Source organism: Streptomyces capparidis (assembly GCF_054782095.1).
Genome location: NZ_BAAGTD010000001.1, coordinates 130,292 through 151,099 on the forward strand (window position 1 = coordinate 130,292; position 20,808 = coordinate 151,099).

The 20,808-nt window shown below is 73.8% G+C and carries 18 protein-coding genes; 8 read left to right on the top strand and 10 right to left on the bottom strand.

Annotation, left to right across the window (positions count from 1 at the left end):
• Positions 1–13: 13 nt before the first annotated feature.
• The 8 genes from ACYVO2_RS00595 to ACYVO2_RS00630 all read right to left on the bottom strand — a co-directional run bounded on the left by ACYVO2_RS00595 (position 14) and on the right by ACYVO2_RS00630 (position 7,831).
• Positions 14–874 (bottom strand): hypothetical protein, encoded by an 861-nt coding sequence (locus ACYVO2_RS00595; protein ID WP_461005488.1) that lies wholly within the window; start codon positions 872–874, stop codon positions 14–16.
• Positions 871–3,012, bottom strand: coding sequence for a hypothetical protein (locus ACYVO2_RS00600; RefSeq protein ID WP_461005489.1), 2,142 nt, complete (start codon positions 3,010–3,012; stop codon positions 871–873). The genes ACYVO2_RS00595 and ACYVO2_RS00600 overlap by 4 nt, the downstream gene beginning before the upstream one ends.
• Positions 3,013–3,025: 13 nt before the next feature.
• Positions 3,026–3,739 (bottom strand): hypothetical protein, encoded by a 714-nt coding sequence (locus ACYVO2_RS00605; RefSeq protein ID WP_461005753.1) that lies wholly within the window; start codon positions 3,737–3,739, stop codon positions 3,026–3,028.
• A gap of 162 nt (positions 3,740–3,901) precedes the next feature.
• Positions 3,902–4,618 (bottom strand): Crp/Fnr family transcriptional regulator, encoded by a 717-nt coding sequence (locus tag ACYVO2_RS00610; RefSeq protein WP_461005490.1) that lies wholly within the window; start codon positions 4,616–4,618, stop codon positions 3,902–3,904.
• A gap of 247 nt (positions 4,619–4,865) precedes the next feature.
• The gene (locus ACYVO2_RS00615; protein ID WP_461005491.1) at positions 4,866–5,546 is read right to left on the bottom strand and encodes a hypothetical protein; all 681 of its coding nucleotides are present in this window, start codon (positions 5,544–5,546) and stop codon (positions 4,866–4,868) included.
• Positions 5,543–6,310 carry a MerR family transcriptional regulator gene (locus tag ACYVO2_RS00620; RefSeq protein ID WP_461005754.1) on the bottom strand — a complete coding sequence of 256 codons (768 nt, stop codon included), beginning with the start codon at positions 6,308–6,310 and terminating at the stop codon, positions 5,543–5,545. Before ACYVO2_RS00620 ends, ACYVO2_RS00615 begins: the two co-directional genes overlap by 4 nt.
• 117 nt (positions 6,311–6,427) lie before the next feature.
• Positions 6,428–6,871 (bottom strand): DUF3093 domain-containing protein, encoded by a 444-nt coding sequence (locus ACYVO2_RS00625; RefSeq protein WP_461005492.1) that lies wholly within the window; start codon positions 6,869–6,871, stop codon positions 6,428–6,430.
• 54 nt (positions 6,872–6,925) lie between these two features.
• Positions 6,926–7,831: a class I SAM-dependent methyltransferase gene (locus ACYVO2_RS00630; RefSeq protein ID WP_461005493.1), complete on the bottom strand. Its 906-nt coding sequence runs from the start codon at positions 7,829–7,831 to the stop codon at positions 6,926–6,928.
• 238 nt (positions 7,832–8,069) lie between these two features.
• Between ACYVO2_RS00630 and ACYVO2_RS00635 the strand changes: the two genes are divergently transcribed.
• Entirely contained in the window at positions 8,070–9,593 is a 1,524-nt protein-coding gene (locus tag ACYVO2_RS00635; protein ID WP_461005494.1) for a polysaccharide pyruvyl transferase family protein, read from the top strand.
• On the opposite strand, the gene ACYVO2_RS00640 is transcribed toward ACYVO2_RS00635, so the two are convergent.
• Entirely contained in the window at positions 9,533–11,197 is a 1,665-nt protein-coding gene (locus tag ACYVO2_RS00640) for a hypothetical protein (protein WP_461005495.1), read from the bottom strand. The two genes, ACYVO2_RS00635 and ACYVO2_RS00640, sit on opposite strands and share 61 nt — an antisense overlap.
• Positions 11,198–11,539: 342 nt before the next feature.
• Between ACYVO2_RS00640 and ACYVO2_RS00645 the strand changes: the two genes are divergently transcribed.
• Positions 11,540–12,784, top strand: a complete 1,245-nt coding sequence (locus ACYVO2_RS00645; RefSeq protein WP_461005496.1) for an FAD-binding protein — start codon at positions 11,540–11,542, stop codon at positions 12,782–12,784.
• Positions 12,785–12,790: 6 nt separating this feature from the next.
• On the opposite strand, the gene ACYVO2_RS00650 is transcribed toward ACYVO2_RS00645, so the two are convergent.
• Positions 12,791–14,104: a hypothetical protein gene (locus tag ACYVO2_RS00650; protein WP_461005497.1), complete on the bottom strand. Its 1,314-nt coding sequence runs from the start codon at positions 14,102–14,104 to the stop codon at positions 12,791–12,793.
• A gap of 482 nt (positions 14,105–14,586) precedes the next feature.
• Here ACYVO2_RS00650 and ACYVO2_RS00655 point away from each other — a divergent pair, with 482 nt between their 5' ends.
• The 6 genes from ACYVO2_RS00655 to ACYVO2_RS00680 all read left to right on the top strand — a co-directional run bounded on the left by ACYVO2_RS00655 (position 14,587) and on the right by ACYVO2_RS00680 (position 20,677).
• A complete protein-coding gene (locus tag ACYVO2_RS00655; protein ID WP_461005498.1) occupies positions 14,587–15,858 on the top strand; it encodes an aspartate kinase in 1,272 nt (423 codons plus the stop codon).
• A complete protein-coding gene (locus tag ACYVO2_RS00660; protein ID WP_461005499.1) occupies positions 15,855–16,919 on the top strand; it encodes an aspartate-semialdehyde dehydrogenase in 1,065 nt (354 codons plus the stop codon). The genes ACYVO2_RS00655 and ACYVO2_RS00660 overlap by 4 nt, the downstream gene beginning before the upstream one ends.
• 416 nt (positions 16,920–17,335) lie before the next feature.
• Complete coding sequence (locus ACYVO2_RS00665; RefSeq protein ID WP_461005500.1) at positions 17,336–17,977, top strand: SigE family RNA polymerase sigma factor; 642 nt, start codon at positions 17,336–17,338, stop codon at positions 17,975–17,977.
• Positions 17,974–19,299, top strand: coding sequence for a hypothetical protein (locus tag ACYVO2_RS00670; RefSeq protein WP_461005501.1), 1,326 nt, complete (start codon positions 17,974–17,976; stop codon positions 19,297–19,299). The genes ACYVO2_RS00665 and ACYVO2_RS00670 overlap by 4 nt, the downstream gene beginning before the upstream one ends.
• 132 nt (positions 19,300–19,431) lie before the next feature.
• A complete protein-coding gene (locus ACYVO2_RS00675; RefSeq protein ID WP_461005502.1) occupies positions 19,432–20,256 on the top strand; it encodes an SURF1 family protein in 825 nt (274 codons plus the stop codon).
• A gap of 79 nt (positions 20,257–20,335) precedes the next feature.
• The gene (locus tag ACYVO2_RS00680) at positions 20,336–20,677 is read left to right on the top strand and encodes a hypothetical protein (RefSeq protein ID WP_461005503.1); all 342 of its coding nucleotides are present in this window, start codon (positions 20,336–20,338) and stop codon (positions 20,675–20,677) included.
• The last annotated feature ends 131 nt before the right edge of the window (positions 20,678–20,808 follow it).

The window sequence follows — 20,808 nt, forward strand, 5'->3', positions numbered from 1 at the left end:
GGCAGTCCCGAAGTCAGTGCCACGCCAGCCGGGAAGGGGACAGCGGGTCGTCCGGCCCGTTCCCGGCCTCCTCAGGCGTCGGAAGACCAAACAACTGCATCGCGTGCGCAAGCTGCCGCTCGTTCTTGGCAACGAAGTCAAACAGGTCTTGGGCCTCGTATTCCTTCACCTGCCGCCCGAGCAGCCCGATGAACTGGTCGAACTGCTCGCGGCGCTGCGAGAACAGCTCCGCGACCCCGGTGGCCGCCTGGTCGGGTTGCTCGGTGAAGAGCACCGCCCACGGGGTGAGCCATGCGGCTGTCCGCTCGTCTCCGCGTACGTTGACCAGCCCTCGTGCGAGGAAGGAGCGCCACTGCTCGCAGACCTCTTCGAGCAGCCGGACCTGGAGAGCGGACTTCGCGTACCGGTGCTCGATTCGCTGGAGCTCGAGGGCGGCCTGCCGCTGCTGCTCAAGAACCTCGGGCGCCGGTCGGAGGTAGGCCGTTGAGTGGCACGTCACCAGTCCGTTGTCGAAGCACTCGTCCTCCAGTGCTTCGTTGACGGCGCGCTCGGCCGCCTCCACGTGGAACGGCTCGTACTGACGGGCAGCGTCGCGGACCCGCTCGGCGAGTCGGTGCGGCATGGCCGCCTGGTGCACGTCGATGGCGTGACTGAGCGTGGCGATGTCCAGTCGGCCTTGGGCGCACCAGTCGCAGCGGACCTCGACCTGAAAGCAGAACCCGCTGCCGAGCGCGGGGGTGTCGAACGTCACCGTGGTGACGCGGTTCACGCCATTGATCTCCGGGACGTCCACCACTGGCGGTTCGGCGGGACGGGTCCCGCCGAACAGGGCACGCAGCCAGCCCAGTGGGCCACGACGCGGGGTGCTGGTCACGTCGTCCACCTTTCCGATACGAGTTCACAGATGTGTGCGGCCGCGTCGGCTCCGACGTTGTTGTGTGCCCACAGCCGCAAGTAGAAGAGGAGGCGCTGGCGCAGGCCGCCCACCTCGAGGGCCGTTCCGGACGGCAGCTCGGCGACGAACTCGCCCACCACCTCGTCGAGCCCCGGCTCGTCCCCCGCCCGCTCCACCCAGAGGCGGACGGTCTGCCAACCGTGCCGTGCGACGACGTGGTGGCGGCTCAGCAGGGTGCGCCGGGCCAGTCGCAGTAGGTGTCCGCGTGCGACCGGGTCCTCCAGCAGACCCGTGATCGCCAGGTTGCCGCGAAACATGCTGAGCTGGTGCAGGCATCTCGCGGCATCCTGATGCAGCCCGTAGTGTGGTGAGGAAGACCAAGTGGCCAGCTTCTCCAGCGCTTGGACTTGAGAGCCGGCCGCGTAGATCTCCCGGACGGCACCTCGGACGCTCCTGGCTCCCATCGACCGTGCGATGCGCTCCAGACTGCCCAGAGCCTCCGCGGGGAAGAGCGCTCCGATGCCTGTTCCGTAAGCAGCCATTGCACACGCCTGGTAGTCCCGCCGACGGGACCACGCCCGTAGCAGGGTCCTGGTCCGGGGCACGAGCACCGGATCGGCCGCCGCCCGCTCCAACGCCCAGGCCGCGGCAAAGCGCCGTCGTTCGGCGTGCTCGCTCCTGTCGGCCGCCCATATGGAGAGTAGTTCCTCCTCCACGTAGGACCAGTCGAAGGTCGCCAGCAGGCCGGCCGCCTGGGCCGCTGCCACCCGGACGTCCTCCTCACCTCTGGTGACGAGCTCGTCCAGCCACTTCAGCAATGGACCCCGTGCCCCCGTGTGGTCGTGCCACAGCACCTCGAGGACTGCCTCGCCGAGACCGCGTCGGCCCATGCGGACGCGGCACTCCGGGTGTCTGGCATCGACCTCGTTGCCCTCGCGGTTGGTGAACTCGACATCGCAGTCGTGCAGCCAGTCCTTCAGGCTCTCTTGGAACAGGGGCATCTCGGGGGCCGAGGACGGTGAGCGAACGCCGTGCAGTAGCTCAGCGAGGTGGTGGGACTCCCTGCTGACGCGACTCAGCGGCATCCCGTTGAGCACTACACAGGCCAAGAGGAAGGCCCGGGACCACAGGGAGACTTCCTGTTTTTCGGTCCCACCGCCCGGCGCTCGCGCGTCTACGGTGAGCAGTTCCTCCGCCCGGGCACGGAGGCGTGCCCGCAGACCTTGCACCAGATGGTCTGCATCCTGTCCGGTCGCCTGTCCCTCCGCCAGTTGCCGGGCCAGCCGGACGACTTCCGTCATGGACAAGCGTCCATGCAGCTCATCGCGGAGGGTTTCGTGCTCCAGCAGTTTCCGGCAGTCCGCCGGGTGGTCGGCGAGCAGACGGGTCAGACGTTTCTCCAGAACCCTGAACCGCAAGTCATCAGGGACTCTGTGCTCGACCACATATTCGTCCAGCGCTTCGACCGACACCTGATCGTCGACGATGATCACCAGAGGAGATCGTCGGTAGGCTTCCCCCTTCAGCCTGCTGAGGTGTTGCAGACGCAGGTTGGCGGCCCACAACCTGCCGTCCCCTTCCACGACGTGTCCCAAGCCTGGCTGGAGACGGCTCTGCGAGTGCAGCAGCCGCCTCACGTCGGTCTCCGGGTCGAGCACGACGACGTCTGCGTCCCTCACCTCGTGCGCCGCGAGCACCGCGGTGGTGTACCGGCCCGTGCCGGGGGCTCCACGCAGTATCGCGACCCCTGCTTCGTGCAACTGCCTGCACAGCGCCCGATGCGTGTCCCCAGGCATGACGTACAGCTCGCGGAGACGGTCCAGGTCCTCCTCGGTCAGCCTGCCGTCGACGGGCTGCACCTCAGGTCCGACGCCGTAGTAGTTGTTGATCGTCTCAGCGGCGTCTCCGCTGCCGAGACCAATGGCGCGCCCCGAGATGGTGGTCGCGTCGAGGCCCTGCATGCGCAGGCGGCGGATGACGTCGGCCCGCTCGGCCTGCTCCTCCTCGGACTGGGCGTGCAGGCCCTCCTCGTCGCCGGGGTCTGTGAGTGACTCTGCGTGTGGGCCGTCGGTCGGCTTGCTCATGTCCTCGTTCGCGGTGTTGGTTGTGTCGCCCATGTCCGACACTCCGTCACCGGTAGTACTTCTTGTGCATGATCCTGGCCGCATCTCCGCTGCCGAAGTGGAGGACATCTCCCTCGACACGTCGAACCCCGCTGCCGGGTGCCGACGCGACGCCCGGTGCCCCACTTTCCGGCTCCGGATCGGTGATCAGCGGGAGAAGCTCCTCTGGTCCGTGCTCGGGGACGTGGATCCAGCCGTAGCCGCTGAACTCCTTCTGGCGGACGTGGGTCCTGACGTACCTGCGCGGGTCGAGGCCCTGTACCCGCAGCCTGACGACGTCCTGGTAGAGGCGGTCGGAGACGATCACAGCGAGGTCGGCAGAGTCCAGGGCCTCCAGAACTCGTTTGAGCTGGGGAGCGTTGAGGTAGCGCGCCACAGCGACCGGAGCCGGCCCGGAGTAGCCCAGCGTCGCGGTACGGGCCACGCCGACGTCGACGGCCAAACGGAGACGCATTCGGTCGTCCTCGCTGCGGTTGCCGTTGCGCTCGCCGAGTCGGACGGCCAAGTGCCGCACGAAGTCCCCGAGCACCAGCGCCTCCGGCGTGTCCGGAGGCAGGACGGCGAACTCCTGGTCACCCTGCGGTTGGCGGGGCCAGGATGCACGGTCGAGACCGCTCAGCACCGCCGCTTCCTCCAGCACCCGATCCAGGTCGGCTTGGCAGATCTCCTGAACAGGGGTGTCGAAGCGGCTGTACTTCTCCACGTCGGCCGCCAAGCACATATGCCGGGTGATGATGCCGTGCGGCTCGAGCGGCGGAGGGGAATGAGATGGCATTACTCGATCACCTGCCTGCGGTAGTTGAGCGTGTTGGGCGTCAACTATGGCGCCCTAGGCGGTGAACGCTGAGCGGATCGTATAAATATGGTTTTCGGCGGCGGCTGACTACAGCACGGTTGCTCCCAGCCGAGCGATCTCCCGCAGGCGGTCGAGATCGAGGACGGTGGTGCGTCGGTAACCGGTGGTGATGAGGCCCTCCTTGCGAAGTTCGGCCAGTGCCTTGTGGATCGTGATGTCCGCGGAGGCGGTGAGAGCGGCCAGCTCCGGCTGGGTCAGGTTCACTCCTATGACCACCCCACGACGCACTCGATGCCCGTGCGAGGCGGCCAGCTCGGCGAGCACGCGGGCGAGCCGGACCTTGACCGGGTAGCCTCCGAACTCGGTCCGCCGGCGGTTTGCCCAGCGAAGGCGCTGAGTGACGATTCCGGCGAGCGCATGCCAGGCCTCGGGGCGCTTGCCGAGGAAAAGGCGCAGGTCCGATTCGCGAACGATGCTGGCGACCGTCTCCCCGCAGGCGGTGACCGTGGCCGACCTCGGTGCGTCGTCCATGGCAGCCATCTCGCCGACGACGTCCCCGCCCACCCTGATGGCGAGTAGGGCTTCATGGCCGTTCTCCAGCCGGGCGGTGACCTTGACGATACCCGTCCGCAGCAGGATGACGTGGTTGGAGCGGTCTCCCTCACGGATCAGCGTTTCCCCCGCCCGGTAGCGGCAGCGGGTACCGAGCCCCAGCAACTCGGTACGCGCGGGTTCCCGCAGAGTGCCGAGAAAGCTGCGGTGCTGCCAGCTCTCCTGGTTCCTGGGCTCGAACTGTGGGGTCAAGGGTGGTCCTCTCCTTCTCACTCCACGGCGTGACCTGCCGCAGATCCGTGCGATTTGCGGGGTCCAGGACAGCAGGTACCGAGACGCGTGGGCAGAGTGCGCGTGCTGGGAAGTTGATGCGCTAAGCGTGCGCCGGAGCGCGAAAATATTCAGTGAGCGCCTGCGTCCCCGAACCGGAGGGTGAGATTTCTTCCGGACCACGGCGAGATGCACGTGAAGGGCGTGAAAGTGGAGCCGGGCCGTCCCGCTACGGGTTCGGCTCCGGTGCCGCCTCCTCGTGCCGGGGGGCCCGCAGGGCCCGCAGGGCGGTGAGGGGGTCGTCCGCGTGGAAGTGGATGGTGCGGGCCGTGGTGGGGCGGCCCAGGGGGCGGGTGGCGGTGAGGGGGGTGGTCAGGTCCAGGGCGAGGTTGGTCTGGGCGGAGACGGCTATGGCGAGCCTTTCGCCGTCCGCGGTGATCAGGCGGGGCTCGTTGTGGTTGCGGACCGGGCGGGCCGCGGCGATGCGGTCGCGGGGGACGCGCAGGTCGAAGAAGGCGCCGTAGCGGATGCGCACCTCGTCGGCGGTGATGACGTGGGGGCGGGTGACGCAGGCGGCGACGACGGCCAGGACGAACAGGATCGAGTAGCCGTCGACGAGGAGGAACGCGGCGCGCAGGGCGGCGGGGGCGTCCACGGCGCGCAGCAGGAGTTCCACGGCCACCAGCTCCGTGGCCATGGCGAACAGGAACAGCAGCATGGTGGCGGTCTGGGCGCCGGAGTAGGGGACGGCGGTGGCGCCGGGCGGGACGCCGTGGCGGCGGCGGGCGATCCACAGGGCCAGGCTGACCATGCCCTTGGTGTCGAAGCCGACGACGCGGCGCACCGGCACGGGGATCAGGCGTTCCCAGGCGCTGCGGACGGCGGCTCGGGCGGGTTTCGTCGTCGTCATCGTGCTCCGTCCTCGGTCGGCGGTGTCAGGGCGGTGACCAGGTGCCGGAACACCTCGGCCTGGGCGGGGGACAGTTCGTGGGACAGGGCCTGGAGCCACTGCGGGGCCGCGCTGCCGCGGACGGATTCGAGCAGGGCCGACGCCAGCTCGTCCGGCAGGTGGGCGGCGAGGTCGCGGGCCAGCGCGGGCACCCGGGGGTCGGCCGGGTCGGCGTCGGCGAGGTCGTCAAGGCGGGCGTAGAGGTCCCTGGTCCGGGCGGCGGCGGCGGGTTCGGTCAGCCGGTGGAGCAGGGCGGCGAACCCGGCGCGGTCGGCGGGGCTCGCCCCGGTGTCGATCAGGGCGAGGAACTCGCGGTCCAGGCGCGCGAACGGGGAGGTCTCCGACGGCAGGACACGCAGGATCTCGGCCATCTCGGGGGAGACGGCGGCGTCGGGGTCCGGGTCCGCCTCGGCCAGCAGCGCCGCCAGCCGGGCGCGCCGGGCGCCGATCGCCTCCTGCCGGCGGGCCAGGTCCGCGTCCAGCTCCAGCAGGACCTCGCGCAGCTCACGGCCCCGGTCGTCGGCGAGGACGTCGCGGATCTCGTCCAGGGACAGGCCGAGCTCCGCCAGGCGGCGCACCCGGGCGAGGGCGACCGCGTCCCGCAGGCCGTACTCCCGGTAGCCGTTGGGCAGGCGCCGGGGCTCGGGGAGGAGCCCCAGGTGGTGGTAGTGGCGCACGGTCCGGGTGGACACCCCGGCCAGTGCGGCGACCTCGCCGATCCGCATGCCGCCCGGGGAGGCGTCGGTGCCGCCTGTGGGAACGTTCATGCCACCAGTGGAAACGTTGACGTCGCGGCAAGGTCAACTCCACGTGCCGGGAGGGCGCGGGAGGGCCCGTCCTGGTCACTGCCGGGTGAACGCCAGGATCGCGACCAGGGTCATGGGGCGGCGGGTGGACAGGTAGAGGTAGGGGGCGCCGAGCGAGCGGTCCTTGATCTCGATGCGGACGGCCGTGGGCACATAGCCGCGCAGCAGCATCAGCGCGTGCGGGTCCGCCCTGCGGGTGCGCCAGGCGAACGCCTCCTCCTCGTCCAGGATCTCGGGCAGCCCCAGCGCCTCCACCGGGATCCGGATCCGGCCCGCCGTCAGCGCGCCGCCGGTGACGAGGATGCGTGACGAGCCGTAGACGTGGAGCCCGGCGGCCGCGGCGCAGGAGGTGACGGCGAGCGCGACCGCCGCGGGCACCGGGCCGAACGCGAGCATCAGCGTGGCCACGGCCAGGCCCACGGCCGGGACCAGCAGCCACCACCAGCGGGGGACGGCCAGGCGCTCGTCGTAGAGAGGCATGAGCACACCATGGCAGCGGGGGCGGGCGCGGCCGCGGGCGGGGTGGGGCCCGGGTCAGCTCGGTCGCCGGTGCGTCACCCGGATCTTCGACTGCCCGTGCGGAAGCCGCTCCCAGTCGGCCATGAGGCGCGCGGACAGGCCGTGCCGCAGGGCGAGGGCGATCAGCGTCTCGGTGCGGTAGTAGAAGTCCTCGCGCAGCACGTGGTGCTCCTCGCCCTCGGTGCGGTCGAAGGTGAAGTCGAACCAGCCGCCGGGCGCCAGCACCCGGCCCACGTGGGCGAGGCACTCGTCGATCACCGGCAGCGGCGAGTGGGAGAAGACGCTGTGCGCGTGGACGACGCGGAAGTGCGCGTCGGGCAGGAAGGAGAACCGCAGGTCGCGCACGGGCGTCAGGGTCGGCAGCTTCTCCTGGAGCCGGTGGCGGACGAGGGTGTCCTGGGCGGCGATGAGGATGTCGGGCGAGATGTCGATCCCGTAGTAGTTGCCCGTCTCCAGGTACTCGATGAACCGCCAGCCCGCGCGGAGGTTGCCGCAGCCGATCTCCAGCATCCTGTCCCGCGGGGTCAGGCCGTGGGAGACCAGGTAGTCGAACTGCATGGCGCCGAGGGCGAGCCAGCGTTCGTGCGTCCGGCTGCCGACCGCCGCGTCGGGGCTGCGCGCGGTGTCCGAGCGCATCACCGCCCGGTAGTAGGACACGTGGTCGGGGTGGCGCAGGCGCAGCCAGGTGTCCCGTCCGGCCCGGGCCAGATGGGCGGGGACGCGGTCCGGGTGGCGCAGGGCGTAGCGGACGCGGTGGCCGAGGGTGGAGCGGTTGACGTTCCCGGGGCGGCGGCCGGTGGGCGGCGGGGTGCGCGCCGGGGGCGGCGGCTCGCCGGGGGACGGCTCCCGGGGCGCGGGTGGGGGTGTGCCGGGCGCGGGCGCGGTGGGCGTGGGCTCGTGGGACATCGGCTTCGGGGACATGGGCGGGTCGTCCTCTCGCGGCGCCGTGGTGGAGCGGGGGATCACCGGCCATTCTGCGCGGGTTGATGGGGGTTCGTCCTGTCCGCGTCCACTCCGGTGTACGTCATCCGGCGCACATCCCGCGCGTCGATGGCCGCAGCGCGGGTACTACGGACGCCCCCGGCGGCGCCCCCCTGAGTGCGCCGCCCGGCCCAAGGCCGGTCCGCGGACCGGTGCCCCAGCGCAGCTACGGAGACCAATGCCTATGGACACTCGGCGCAGGGTGCTGATCGTCGGCGCCTACGTGCGGGAGAACGTCGGGGACGCGGCCCTGCTGCGAGCGCTGCTCTCGCAGGTGGAACGGGCCTTCCCGGGGTGCGAGGCGGCCATCGCCGGCATGGAGGACCCGCGGGTCCACCCGGACTTCGACGGCGTGCCGAACATCGGCTCGATGCGCCGGTACGTGCACGAGGAGGGAGTCTCCCGGCCGCGCCGCGCGGCCCGGCAGGCCCTCCTCGCACTGGTGGGCCTGCTGTGGTTCACCGGGCCGGTGCGGTGGTACCGGCCCGCGGCCAGGGTGCTGCCGCCGGAGGTCCGCGCGGAGCTCGCCGCGATCGAACGGGCCGACGTGCTGGTCTCGCTGGTCGGCGCGGGCCCGTACCTCCAGGGGGCGTCCCAGCCGAACCCGGGCGCGGGCGTCGTCCACCAGTTGCTGCCGCTCGTCCTCGGGCAGCGCCTGGGCAAACCCGTGGTGCTCACCCCGCAGACGTACGGCCCGTTCCGCAGTCCCGGGCACTGGCACACCCGCCTGGTCGCCCGCACCCTGGGCCGGGCCAAGGCCGTGCTCGCCCGGGAGGACATCAGCCTCGCCGAGCTGCGCAAGCTGTCCCTGCCGCCGGGGGTGGCCAGACGCTCGGTGGACCTGGCGTTCACCCTGGACCCGCCGCCCCGGGCCCGCGGCGGCCGGTCCTGGCGGGCGGCGCACGGCGTCACCGAGGACGAGGTGCTGGTCGGGGTGACGCTGCGCCGCTGCCTGCCCGGCGACCGGCAGGAGCGCTACGAGGCGGAGCTCGCCGCGTTCGTCGACCGCGTCCACGAGCTCCCCGGCCACCGTGTGATGATCTTTCCGCTGGCCACCGGGCTGGACGGGCAGGACGACGACCGGGTGGTGTCCCGGGCGGTGGCGGCGCGGTGCCGCGGCGACCGGCGACCCGTCGTCGTGGACACCGGCGGCGACTACGCCCGCACCATCGCCCTGGTCAGCGAGCTGGACTACCTGGTCGGCACCCGGTTCCACTCCGTGATCTTCGCGCTCACCGCCCGCATCCCCTGCGTCGCCGTCGAGTACGAGCACAAGACGCGCGGCATCATGCGCAACCTGGGCCTGGAGGAGTGGGTGGTCAGGGCCGACGAGGTGTCCGCCGACGGCCTGGCCGAGCTGCTGGCCCGGCTGGAGAAGGGCCGCGCCGAGTACCTGGCCGAACTCGAGATCGCCCTGCCCGGCTACGTCGAGCGCGGCCATCTGATGGCGGACGCGCTGGTGCGCGCCTGCGACGGGCAGCCGCGGCGGCCCCGGGTGCGCTTGCAGCGGCTCCGCTCCGGCGCGGTGGCGCGGCGCTTACAGGTGCCCGCGCCCGCCGCCCACTCCGGCGGGACGCGGCGGCGCCCACCGCGCCGGCGGCCCCCACCGTGCCCGGCGGAGCGCCCGCGGCGCCTCGCCGTTCAGGACGCCCGTCCGGTGCCGGGCGGAGTCGGGCGAGGGGGCGGGGCCGGGCGGGCCTGACGGCCGCGGCGGGGACCGGGGGCCTGACGGGGGCCCGGGGAGCCGTCCGGGACGTCCGCCACGTGCACGCCGAGCGCGGCGGCCGCGGTCAGCAGCGCGGTGGCCCCGGCCACGTCGCCGGCGCACAGCGCGTGGATCCCGGCCTCGTGGGTGAAGTACGCCTCGTCCCGCGCCGACCCGGAAGCGCGCGCCGACCCGAGGCCGAGCTCGAGCACCCGCCCCCACTCCCGCCAGCGCAGGCCCAGCATCAGCCGGGGCGCCGCGGCGCGGGCCAGGCCGAGCACCGCCCGGTGCAGCCCGGCCGACGACGCCCGCGCCGCGAGAGCGGTGATCACCTCCGCCTCCGCGGCCGCCTCCCGGGCCCCGGCCGACGCCACCCACGCGGCGACCCGTTCCGCCACCGCCCGCACCGTCTCCGGCCGGGCGCCGTCCACGGCCGCGGCCACCCCGCCGGCCAGGCGCAGCCGCTCCCCGCGCCGCTCCAGCAGGTGGGAACGGACCAGCTCCGCCACGCCCTCGGCGCCGTCCTCCCGCAGTCCCGCCGCCAGGGCCGCGCCCCACTCGGCGTCCCCCGCCGCCGCCAGCCACCGCAGCAGCCCCGCCGCCGGCTCGCCCAGCCACTGCACCAGCCGCGGCACCAGCAGCGCGAGGCCGTCGGCGGGCGGCACCCGCGGCGGCACGCCGTGCTCGCCGGCCCGCCGCAGATACGCGGCGGTCATGCCGAGCCGCCCGGCATGGCCGCCGGTGGCCCGCCACACCCGGTGCGCGCGTGCGGTCTCGTCCTCGGTGAGCTCCCGGCGCAGCGCGTCGCGGAACAGCGCCGCCGCCGAGGGGAACGGCAGTCCGCCCAGACCGATCGGGCAGCCGCGGCCGGTGAGGGTCGCGCGTGCGGACGCCACCACCAGCACGCTGCGCGGCAGGGCGCCGGTCAACCGGGCCAGCTCCTCCCCGGTGCACTCCAGGTCGTCCACGACGAGCAGCACGCGCAGCGCGGCCAGCAGCGCCCGCAGCTCGCCCGGCGCGGGCAGGCGCGGCCCGGGCGAGGTGTGCGTGGCCAGCACGACCTCCTGGAGCAGCTCCGCCACGGTCAGGCCGCGCGCCGACAGCAGCAGGGCGCCCTCGCAGCCGGGCAGCGCACCGGCGCAGAGGACGCCGCGGTCCGCCGCGTGCAGCAGCAGGGTCGTCTTGCCGGTGCCGCGCCCGCCGTGCACCTGCACGGTCTCCCCGGCCGCCACCGCCTCCGCGAGCCGGGCCAGCTCCCGCTCCCGGCCGCGCGCGGTGACGCCGTGCCCCGTGACGCCGTGCCCGGTGTCGATGGCCGGGGGCAGGGGACGCCGCTCCAGCGGGGTGCCCGAGGCGCCGGCGAACACGACGGCGGAGTGGCCGTCCGCGCGGATCCGGACGACCTTGTCGGCGACCGCCACCTGGGCGCCGACGAGATCGCCGCGGACGCGCGGGGAGCGCTCGCTCCGGGTCCGGCCGTGCGAGGGCTGGCTCTGCGGGGACTGGCTCTGCGAGGGCTGGCCGGACGGGCTGTGGCCGGTCCGGCTCTGGTCGTTCAGGGAACGCTCGAATGGAGCGTTGCTCTCCGTTTCACCGGGCATGAAATCCCCCGATCATTCCATGCGTCTTCCGCCGCTTCCGCGGCTCCTGCGGGGAGGGGCATGGTGAGTGAATTTTCCCGCGCCGGGCGCGAAACCGCAGAGGAATCACGGTTTCCGCCGGGTCGGGGCGTCTTCTCGTCATTCCCCGGAATTCTCGGTGTCAATCCGCCGGGGAATTCTGGGAAAGCCGTGCACGGTGCGCGCGACGGGAAATGCGGGAATGCGGTGAGCCATTCGCGCCCCCGGGGCTGGCCGGGGAATCCGTGCAGGTGGGGCTGGTGGGGGCGGCGGTCCCCTGTGATGATGTCCCCCGCCGGCACGAGTCGCTCACCAGGGGGAACCATGGCCGCACGCCTGACCAACTGGGCGGGGAACGTGGAGTTCTCCGCCCGTCACATGCACCGTCCGGAGAGCCTCGATCGGCTGCGGGAACTGGTGGCCTCCGGCGCACGGGTGCGGGCCCTGGGCTCGGGGCACTCGTTCAACCGGATCGCGGACACCCCGGGCACCCTGATACGCCTCGACCGACTGCCGCCCGCGGTGGAGGTGGACGCCGCCGCGGGCACCGTGCGCGTCGGCGCCGGGACCACCTTCGCCGAACTGTGCGCGGTGCTGCGGCGGCACGGGGTGGCGCTGGCCAACCTGCCGTCCACCCCGCACTTCACCGTCGCCGGGGCCTGCGCCACCGGCACGCACGGCTCGGGGAACGGCAACCCGACGCTGGCGGCGGCCGTGCGCGGGGTGGAGCTGGTCACCGCCGACGGCGGGACGGCCGTGGTCGAGCGCGGCGCCGCGGAGTTCGACGGCGCCGTGACATCGCTGGGCGCCCTCGGCGTCGTCACCGCCCTGACCCTGGACGTGGTGCCCGGGTACGAGGTGGAGCAGTACGTGTACGAGGACCTGCCGTGGCAGGTGCTCACCGAGCGGTTCGAGGAGCTGTTCGGGGCCGCGTACAGCGTCAGCGCGTTCACCGACTGGACGGCGGGCGTGCGGCTGTGGGTCAAGCGCCGCACCGCCGACCCCCGCCCCGACCTGGCCGGGACCGGGGCCCGCCCCGCCGACGGGCCCAGGCACCCGGTCCCGGGCATGCCGGTGGCCAACGCCACCGAGCAGTCGGGCGTGCCGGGGCCGTGGGACGAGCGGCTCCCCCACTTCCGGGCCGGGTTCGTGCCCAGCGTCGGGGCGGAGCTCCAGTCGGAGTACTTCGTGGCGCGGGCGGACGCCGGGGAGGCGGTGAAGGCGCTGCGCGAGCTGGGCCCGGTGGTCTCCCCGGTGCTGCTGGTCTCCGAGATCCGCACGGTCGCCGCCGACGCCTGCTGGCTCAGCCCCAGCCACGGCCGGGACAGCGTCGCCTTCCACTTCACCTGGGTGCCGGACGTCGCCGCCGTGGAGCCCGTGCTGGAGCGGATCGAGCAGGCGCTCGCCCCGTTCGGGCCCCGGCCGCACTGGGGGAAGCTGTCCCGCACGGCTCCCGGAGCCCTCGCCGCCTCCTATGCGCGGTGGGAGGACTTCCGGGAGCTGGTGCGCCGCTTCGACCCGGAGGGGAAGTTCCGCAACGACCTCACGGAGCAGTGGTTCGGCGCCTGACCGGTTTCACGTGAAACGGCCGCTGGCGACCGGTCCGGGCGAGGCCGACCGGTCGCGGGGCCCGACCGCCCAGTGCGCGGCCACCGCGGCGGCGAAGGCGGCCGGCGCGCGCTCGGGGTCGGGCGGGGTCCCGCCGTCGCCCGGGTCCGGCTCGCCGCCCGCCGCGAGCAGCTCCTCGGCGAGCTCCTCCTCGGGGCGCTCGTCCTCCGGCTGCCGCTCCACCGTCCCGTCCGGCTGGGCGCGCAGCCGGGCGCCCCACGGCGGCACGCACATCTGGGCCAGCAGCGTGCTCACGTCCGCGGACACGGCGGGCGGGGACGTCCAGCAGGTGGCGTGCTCGAACAGGATCTCGCCCGGCGCACGCTCCCGCAGGCCGGAGACCAGCTCCCGGTCCGCGTCGCGCAGGTCGTACGCCACCACCAGCGTGTCCGGGCGGCCCGGGGTGTACGGGAGCGCGGGCAGGCCCAGCAGGCGGGCGGCGGCCAGGCCCGCGATCCGGCTGGAGCGGTCCGGCAGCGGCGCCACCGCGGCGGGGGAGCGGCCGGACGCCTCCAGCACGGCGCGCAGCCGCCGCAGCCCGAGCAGGCACAGGTCGGCACTGTCCTGGAGGTAGCCGTACCGGCCGTTCATGCCCGCGTCCCAGCCGTACGGCGACAGCGTGGTCAGCAGGCCGCCGGTGAGCGTGAAGTGCCAGCCCCGCAGGTCCCTGCGGTCCAGCGGGGCGGGGCCGCGGGCGGCCGCGGCCCGGTCCAGCAGGCGCCGCAGCCGGGCGTGCGCGGGCCGCCAGGAGTCCTCGTCCGGGGGCGGCAGGCGGTCCGCGGCCTCGCGGGCGCCGTCCACGTCGCCGGACAGCAGCGCGTTGTGGGCCAGCAGGTACCGCTCGGGCCACGGGCGCAGTTCCGCCTCGCGCTCCCGCAGCAGCGCCGCCGCCTCGGTGTGCCGCTCCTCCCGCTCCAGTGCGGCGGCCAGCTCGACCAGCACCGGCCGGGCGTCCGGCGCCAGGCGCAGCGCCTCGGCGAGCGCGGGCACCGCCAGGAAGGACGCGCCGCGCTCCACGCAGGCGTACCCGTACTCGTACAGCTCCCGGGGGCGCCCCGGCGCGGCCGCCAGCGCGCCGCTCGCCGCCGCCAGGTCGTCCATCCCCGCCAGCGCGGCCACCCGCCCGACCAGCGGGGCCACGTCCGCGGGCGGCAGGCCGGGGCCGTGCAGGCGCAGCTCGCGCATGGCCCCGCTCACATCGCCGGAGCGGGCCAGGCGCCAGGCCGCGGCGAGGGCGGGGGGTTCGTCGTCGGGTGCCGGTGCGGTGGTCTCCTCGTGCAAAGCAGCCTCTCCTCGTTCCCGTGGGGTGTGCCGTGGACGGTGGGTGTGCCGCGCCGGGGCGGGCCGCGGGCCCCGGGGACGCGCCTCACCGCGCGGGGCGGTGGCCGCCCTTCCGGTCGCGGGAGCCGCACACGCCGCACACGCCGCGGGAGCCGCCCGAGTGGCGGAAGCCGCGGAGGTGGGACGAGGCGGGGGAGGCGGGGGGCGCCGGGCGTGGTGAGCCGCGGAAAGCGCTGCCGGTCATGCGCCGGATCATCCCGGCCCCGTGCTCGCGCACGCAAAAGGTTTTGCCGCCCGGACCCCCGGGCCGCACGGCTTCCGGCCCGGCCCGCCGGACCCCTTGATCACAAGATGAGCAGCTCGTCTCATCATGCGATACATCAGGGTGGTTGCCCGCCTGCTCGTTAGACTGAACCGACCGCATTCCCCCGCTGGGGGTCCAGGGGCGCGGCCCCGGGAAGACCAAGTTGCGAGGAGCGCACGTGGGCCTTGTCGTGCAGAAGTACGGCGGCTCCTCCGTTGCCGATGCCGACGGCATCAAGCGGGTTGCCAAGCGAATCGTCGACGCCAAGAAGACCGGGCACGAAGTGGTCGTCGTGGTGTCCGCGATGGGCGACACCACGGACGAGCTGATCGACCTCGCCGAGCAGGTATCCCCCTTTCCTGCCGGGCGCGAGTTCGACATGCTGCTGACCGCCGGAGAGCGGATCTCCATGGCGCTGCTGGCGATGGCGATCAAAAACCTCGGCCACGAGGCGCTGTCGTTCACCGGCAGCCAGGCGGGCGTCATCACGGACTCCGCCCACGGCAAGGCGCGGATCATCGACGTCACCCCGGGCCGCATCCGGGAGGCGCTGGACCGCGGCGCCGTCGCGATCGTCGCGGGCTTCCAGGGGGTCTCCCAGGAGAGCAAGGACATCACCACCCTCGGCCGGGGCGGCTCGGACACCACCGCGGTCGCGCTGGCGGCGGCGCTGAACGCCGAGGTCTGCGAGATCTACACCGACGTGGACGGCGTGTTCACCGCCGACCCCCGCGTGGTGAAGAAGGCCCGCAAGATCGACGAGATCCCCTACGAGGACATGCTCGAGCTGGCGGCGAGCGGCTCGAAGGTGCTGCTGCACCGGTGCGTGGAGTACGCGCGCCGCTACAACATGCCCATCCATGTCAGGTCGTCCTTCTCCGGCCACATGGGCACCTGGGTGCGGAACAAGCCCGAAGGAGCGGAATCCATGGAGCAGGCGATCATCTCGGGGGTCGCCCACGACACGTCCGAGGCCAAGATCACGGTGGTCGGCGTGCCGGACAAGCCCGGCGAGGCGGCGCGGATCTTCCGGTCCATCGCCGACGCCGAGCTGAACATCGACATGGTCGTGCAGAACGTCTCCGCCGCCGCCACGGGCCTGACGGACATCTCGTTCACGCTGCCGAAGACCGACGGCCGCAAGGCCATCGAGGCGCTGGAGCGGGCGCAGGGTGAGATCGGCTTCGAGTCGCTGCGCTACGACGACCAGATCGGCAAGATCTCGCTGGTCGGCGCCGGGATGCGCACCAACCCCGGGGTGACCGCCACCTTCTTCGAGGCGCTGGCCGGAGCCGGGGTGAACATCGAGCTGATCTCCACCTCGGAGATCCGCATCTCCGTGGTGACCCGCGAGGACGAGGTCGCCGACGCCGTGCGCGCCGTGCACACCGCCTTCGGCCTGGACAGCGAGACCGACGAGGCCGTCGTCTACGGGGGGACCGGACGATGAGCGCCGCCAAGCGCAAGCCGACCCTCGCGGTGGTCGGGGCGACCGGTGCCGTCGGCACCGCGATGCTGGAGCTGCTGTCCACCCGCGAGGACGTCTGGGGCGAGATCCGCCTGGTGGCGTCCCCGCGCTCGGCGGGCCGCAGGCTCACGGTGCGCGGTGAGGAGGTCGAGGTCGTCGCGCTCAGCGAGGAGTGCTTCGAGGGCGTGGACGTCGCGATGTTCGACGTGCCCGACGAGCTGTCCGCCCAGTGGGCGCCGATCGCGGCGGCCAAGGGCGCGGTGGCCGTGGACAACTCGGCGGCGTTCCGCATGGACGACGAGGTGCCGCTGGTCGTCCCCGAGGTCAACGCGCACGCCGCCCGCAACCGCCCGCGCGGCATCATCGCCAACCCCAACTGCACGACGCTGTCGATGATCGTGGCGCTGGGCGCGCTGCACGCCGAGTTCGGCCTCACCGAGCTGATCGTCTCCTCCTACCAGGCGGTCTCCGGCGCGGGCCAGGCGGGCATCGACACCCTGCGCGACCAGATCTCCAAGGTGGCGGGCTCCAACCTCGGCACCCAGCCGGGCGACGTGCGGCGCGCGGTCGGCGACTTCGGCCCGTTCCCCGCGCCGATGGCGCTGAACGTGGTGCCGTGGGCGGGCTCGCTGAAGGACGACGGCTGGTCCTCGGAGGAGCTGAAGGTCCGCAACGAGTCCCGCAAGATCCTGGGGCTGCCCGGCCTGAAGGTCACCGCCACCTGCGTCCGCGTCCCCGTGATCACCACGCACTCGCTGTCGGTGCACGCCCGCTTCGAGCGGGAGGTCACCGTGCGGCAGGCGCACGAGATCCTGCGGGACGCGCCCGGCGTGGTCCTGTACGACGATCCGGCCGCCGGTGAGTTCCCGACGCCCGCCGACGTGGTGGGCACCGACCCCACCTGGGTGGGCCGGGTCCGGCGCTCGCTGGACGACCCGTGCGCGCTTGAGCTGTTCGTCTGCGGCGACAACCTGCGCAAGGGCGCCGCCCTGAACACCGCCCAGATCGCCGAGGTCGTCGCCGCGGAGCTGACCGAGGGCTGACCGGGAGGCGGCGGGAGGCCGGCCGAGGGCCCGCCCAGGCCGCTCCGAGGCTGCTCCGGGGCCGACCGAGGCCGGCCGAGGGCGGGCGCCGGGCCGGGACCCGCGGACGGCGGCGCCCGCTCCCGGCCGGAACCGACGGGTCCGGCCGGTGGCGGGATCGTTCGCCGACTGGTCTGGACCGCTTGCCTTCCGGAGTTGATTCGTTCAAAAATTCGTCCCTCCGCCACCGGCAACCAGGGGTGGCGGGGGGACGTCTTCGTGTCCGGGCCCTCCCCCGGCGCGGCGCGGCCGGGTGGCACCGCGACGCCGCGCAGGCGCCAGGAGAGGTATTTCGTGCAGATGCGGACGTTCAGCACGCCGTCGGAAACGGCGTCCATGACGTACAACCATGGCGGGGGGAGACGTGTCCAATACACGTGGCAGAAGCACTGGGAATCGAGCCGATCAGCCGCGGCGAGCGGTCGTCGCGGGCGCTGCGCGCCCCCAGTGGGCTGCCCGTGATCGCGCCTTGGCCGGTCGTGCGCGTCCCTGCTGAGCGGGAGGAGCGCGACAAGGCAACGGTGATGGGCACCACGGTCGACCATCTGACCGAGACCTACCGCGCCCACTACCGCTCCCTGCTCGGCCTCGCCGCGCTGCTCCTCGACGACACCGCGTCGTGCGAGGACGTCGTCCAGGAGGCGTTCATCCGCGTGCACTCCGCGCGCAGCCGGGTGCGGGACCCCGAGAAGACCCTCGCCTACCTGCGCCAGACGGTGGTGAACCTCTCCAGGTCGGCGCTGCGCCGCCGCATCCTCGGCCTTCGGCTGCTGTCCAAGCCGATGCCGGACATGGCCAGCGCCGAGGAGGGCGCGTACGAGCAGCTCGAGCGGGACCAGCTCATCAAGGCGCTGCGCGGCCTCCAGCGCCGCCAGCGCGAGGTGCTGGTGCTGCGGTACTTCGCCGACATGACCGAGGCGCAGACAGCCGAGACCCTCGGGATATCCGTCGGCTCGGTCAAGGCATACGGCTCCCGTGGCATAGCGGCGCTGCGCGTCGCCATGGAGGCGCAGGCATGAGGTCCGGCAACGACAACGGCAACGGCAAGGAACGAGACGGCGAGGAGCGAGGCCCCGGTGACCGCCGGGACCCCGTCGAGCACACGCGCATGGCTTCCACCGCGGACTCCGGCCCGGAACCCCCCCACCCCGGCGGGGACGTTCCCGAGGGCCCACAGGACCAGGACGCCCACGAGGTCCGGGGCGGCACCGACGACGACCGGGACCGCGAGCCCGGACCCGCCGGCGACGGCGGGGACAGCCGCGGCGAGAGCGTCCGGGGCGACGACGGCCGGGGCGACGACGACCGGGGCGACGGCCGGGACGAAGGCCCCGAGCGGGCCGTCCCCGGCGGCGACGCCCGGGCCTGCCGCCCCAGCCTGGAGTCCGAGGAGGAGGTGCTGCGGCGCCTGCTCCACGACACCGTGCGAGGCGTCGAGCCGACCCCGGGCAGCCTGGAGCACCTCAGGCGCGCGATCCCGGCCCGCCGCGCCCACCGCAGGCAGGCCATGATGGGCCTGGCCGCTTCGGTGCTGGTGGCGGTGGCCGCGGTCCCCGCGCTGATCCACACCACCACCGCGTCCGACTCCGCGTCCAACGCGGCCCACGAGTCGGAGACCCACCCCGCGAAGGAGGTGCGGACCGCCGCCCCCACGGCGCGCCCCAGCGCGAGCGCGGAGCGCGAGCCCGAGTCCGCGTCGCCGCGCACCGAGGAGAGCGCCGGCCCCTCCAAGAGCGCCACCGGACCGGACACCGACCCGGTGCAGCCGGACGCGACCGGCCTGCCGGACGGCGACGGCGGCGCCGGCTTCGACACGGCCGTGCCCATGTGCACGGCCGACCGGCTCGGCGCCTACGGCGTCGAGGTGGGGACCGCCGACGGCGAGGGCCGGGTGTACGGGGCGTTCCACCTGGTCAACGCCTCCTCCGGGAAGTGCTCGGTGGACGGCGCGGGCGACGTCGGCGCCACCGCCCAGGGCGGGGCCGACCCGGCCCGCGTGCTGACCAGCCCGCACACCGCGGGAGATCCGGCGAGCGGACTGTCCGATGTGGCCCAGCAGCGGATCCTGCTGCTGCCCGGCCAGACCTTCACGGTGCGGTTCGGCTGGGTCCCGGAGTCGGGCACCACCGGCTGCGCGGCGACGTCCGACCCGTCCGGCGGCGACGGCTCCGCGGAGGGCCCCGCGGGCGAGGAGTCCCCGTCGAGCGACCCGGACCCGCCGGAGCCGGGCAGCGTCGTGGTCGCCTACACCCCGGACGGCGGCGGCCCGGCCCAGACCGGCACCGTCACCGGCGTGTGCGCGGGCACCGTGTACTGGACGCCACCGGAGCAGGCGGCCTAGGACACGGGGCCCGGGAGGACCGGCGGCGGCCGGCTCCCGGGCGGTGAGACCTCGGAGGGGGAGGAGAGCGGGGGCGGGTCCTACGACGGACCCGCCCCCGTCGTTTCACCGGGACGCCGTTACCGTTGACGCGTGTACCGGTTCCTCCTCACCCCGCGCTGGCTCGCCGGCACGCTGGTCGCCGTGCTCGCCGTCGTGGTGTGCCTGGTGATGGGAAGCTGGCAGCTCGGGCGCTTCGGGGACCGGGTGGAGACGCACCGGGAGACCGAGCGCGGCCCCCGGGACACCGCCGCCGCCGTGCCGTTCACCGACCTGATGGGCGACGGCGGGCCCGACGAGTTCGTCGCCCCGGAGGAGGCGGGCGACCCCGTCACCGCCACCGGCCGCTACGACGCCGCCAACCAACTGCTCGTCCCCGACCGCACCCTGGACGGCCGGCGCGGCTACTACGTCCTCACCCCGCTGCGGACCGGGCAGGGCAAGGCCGTCCCGGTGGTGCGCGGCTGGCACCCGGGCGCCGCCCCGGCCACCGCCCCCGCGCCGCCCGCCGGCGAGGTCACCGTGCGCGGCGCCGTCCAGCAGCCCGAGGACAACGACACCCACGGCACCCACACCGCGGGCGGACTGCCCGAGGGCCAGGTCGGCATCATCCGCGCCTCCGCCCTGGTGAACCTCCTCCCGTACCAGGTCTACGACGCCTGGATCACCCTGGACCCGGCCGACCGGGGCCTGAAGGCCGTGCCCCCCGCCGCCCCGCGCGGCGGCGGCCTGGACATGAAGGCGTTCCAGAACCTCGGGTACACCGGCGAGTGGTTCGCCTTCGCCGGGTTCGTGCTGTTCATGTGGTTCCGCTACGTCCGCCGCGAGGCCGAGGTCCAGCGCGACATCGCCCTGGGCCTCGCCCCGCCCCGCGACCCCGCCCCCGCCCCGGCGCCCACCGCGTCGCGGAGCGGGTAGCCGGAGGGCCGGCCCCTCCGCAGCCCCAGGCGCGCCGATGGGAGCGCGACGACGTGATCCCGGACTCGGGGAGGTCCCCATGGAACGCCCGGCACGGCCGCGCGGCCTGACGCGCCTGCTCGCCCGCCTGCGCGCCCGCGCCGGCTGCCGGGACTGCCGGGAGCGCGAGGCGGGCGCGGGAGAGCCGCTCACCACGGAGAGCGGGGACCGGGTCGTCCGCCACCGGTGCGAGCGGTGCGGCAGGCAGTGGTCGCGCCCGGTCGAGCACGACCTGGACGTGCACGACATCGTCCGCGCCGACACCCCGCGGGGCCCGGTGTACGGCGAGGTGCGCGCGGTGGACGGGGAGCGGATCGGGATACGCGACTCGGAGACGGGCCGCCTGCTGTGGGTGGAGCGGTGGCGGGTGCAGGTCTACTGACCGCAAGCGGGCCCGGCCCACCCGCCGCGGCCTCCACCCGATGTCCGCTTCATCCCCGATGTCCGGTCGCGAGATCCGATCCAGCGATTGCCCGCCCGTCTCTCGCGCCCACCCCATGACCGTAGGGATGG

What these genes read in the sequence shown, in the direction of transcription:
- ACYVO2_RS00625 (WP_461005492.1), bottom strand. Translation starts at nt 6,871, where the DNA reads ATGCCTCTCTACGACGAGCGCCTGGCCGTCCCCCGCTGGTGGTGGCTG.
- ACYVO2_RS00620 (WP_461005754.1), bottom strand. Translation starts at nt 6,310, where the DNA reads ATGCGGATCGGCGAGGTCGCCGCACTGGCCGGGGTGTCCACCCGGACC.
- ACYVO2_RS00670 (WP_461005501.1), top strand. Translation starts at nt 17,974, where the DNA reads ATGAGGTCCGGCAACGACAACGGCAACGGCAAGGAACGAGACGGCGAG.
- ACYVO2_RS00645 (WP_461005496.1), top strand. Translation starts at nt 11,540, where the DNA reads ATGGCCGCACGCCTGACCAACTGGGCGGGGAACGTGGAGTTCTCCGCC.
- ACYVO2_RS00660 (WP_461005499.1), top strand. Translation starts at nt 15,855, where the DNA reads ATGAGCGCCGCCAAGCGCAAGCCGACCCTCGCGGTGGTCGGGGCGACC.
- ACYVO2_RS00615 (WP_461005491.1), bottom strand. Translation starts at nt 5,546, where the DNA reads ATGACGACGACGAAACCCGCCCGAGCCGCCGTCCGCAGCGCCTGGGAA.
- ACYVO2_RS00630 (WP_461005493.1), bottom strand. Translation starts at nt 7,831, where the DNA reads ATGTCCCCGAAGCCGATGTCCCACGAGCCCACGCCCACCGCGCCCGCG.
- ACYVO2_RS00600 (WP_461005489.1), bottom strand. Translation starts at nt 3,012, where the DNA reads ATGGGCGACACAACCAACACCGCGAACGAGGACATGAGCAAGCCGACC.
- ACYVO2_RS00680 (WP_461005503.1), top strand. Translation starts at nt 20,336, where the DNA reads ATGGAACGCCCGGCACGGCCGCGCGGCCTGACGCGCCTGCTCGCCCGC.
- ACYVO2_RS00605 (WP_461005753.1), bottom strand. Translation starts at nt 3,739, where the DNA reads ATGTGCTTGGCGGCCGACGTGGAGAAGTACAGCCGCTTCGACACCCCT.
- ACYVO2_RS00640 (WP_461005495.1), bottom strand. Translation starts at nt 11,197, where the DNA reads ATGCCCGGTGAAACGGAGAGCAACGCTCCATTCGAGCGTTCCCTGAAC.
- ACYVO2_RS00635 (WP_461005494.1), top strand. Translation starts at nt 8,070, where the DNA reads ATGCCTATGGACACTCGGCGCAGGGTGCTGATCGTCGGCGCCTACGTG.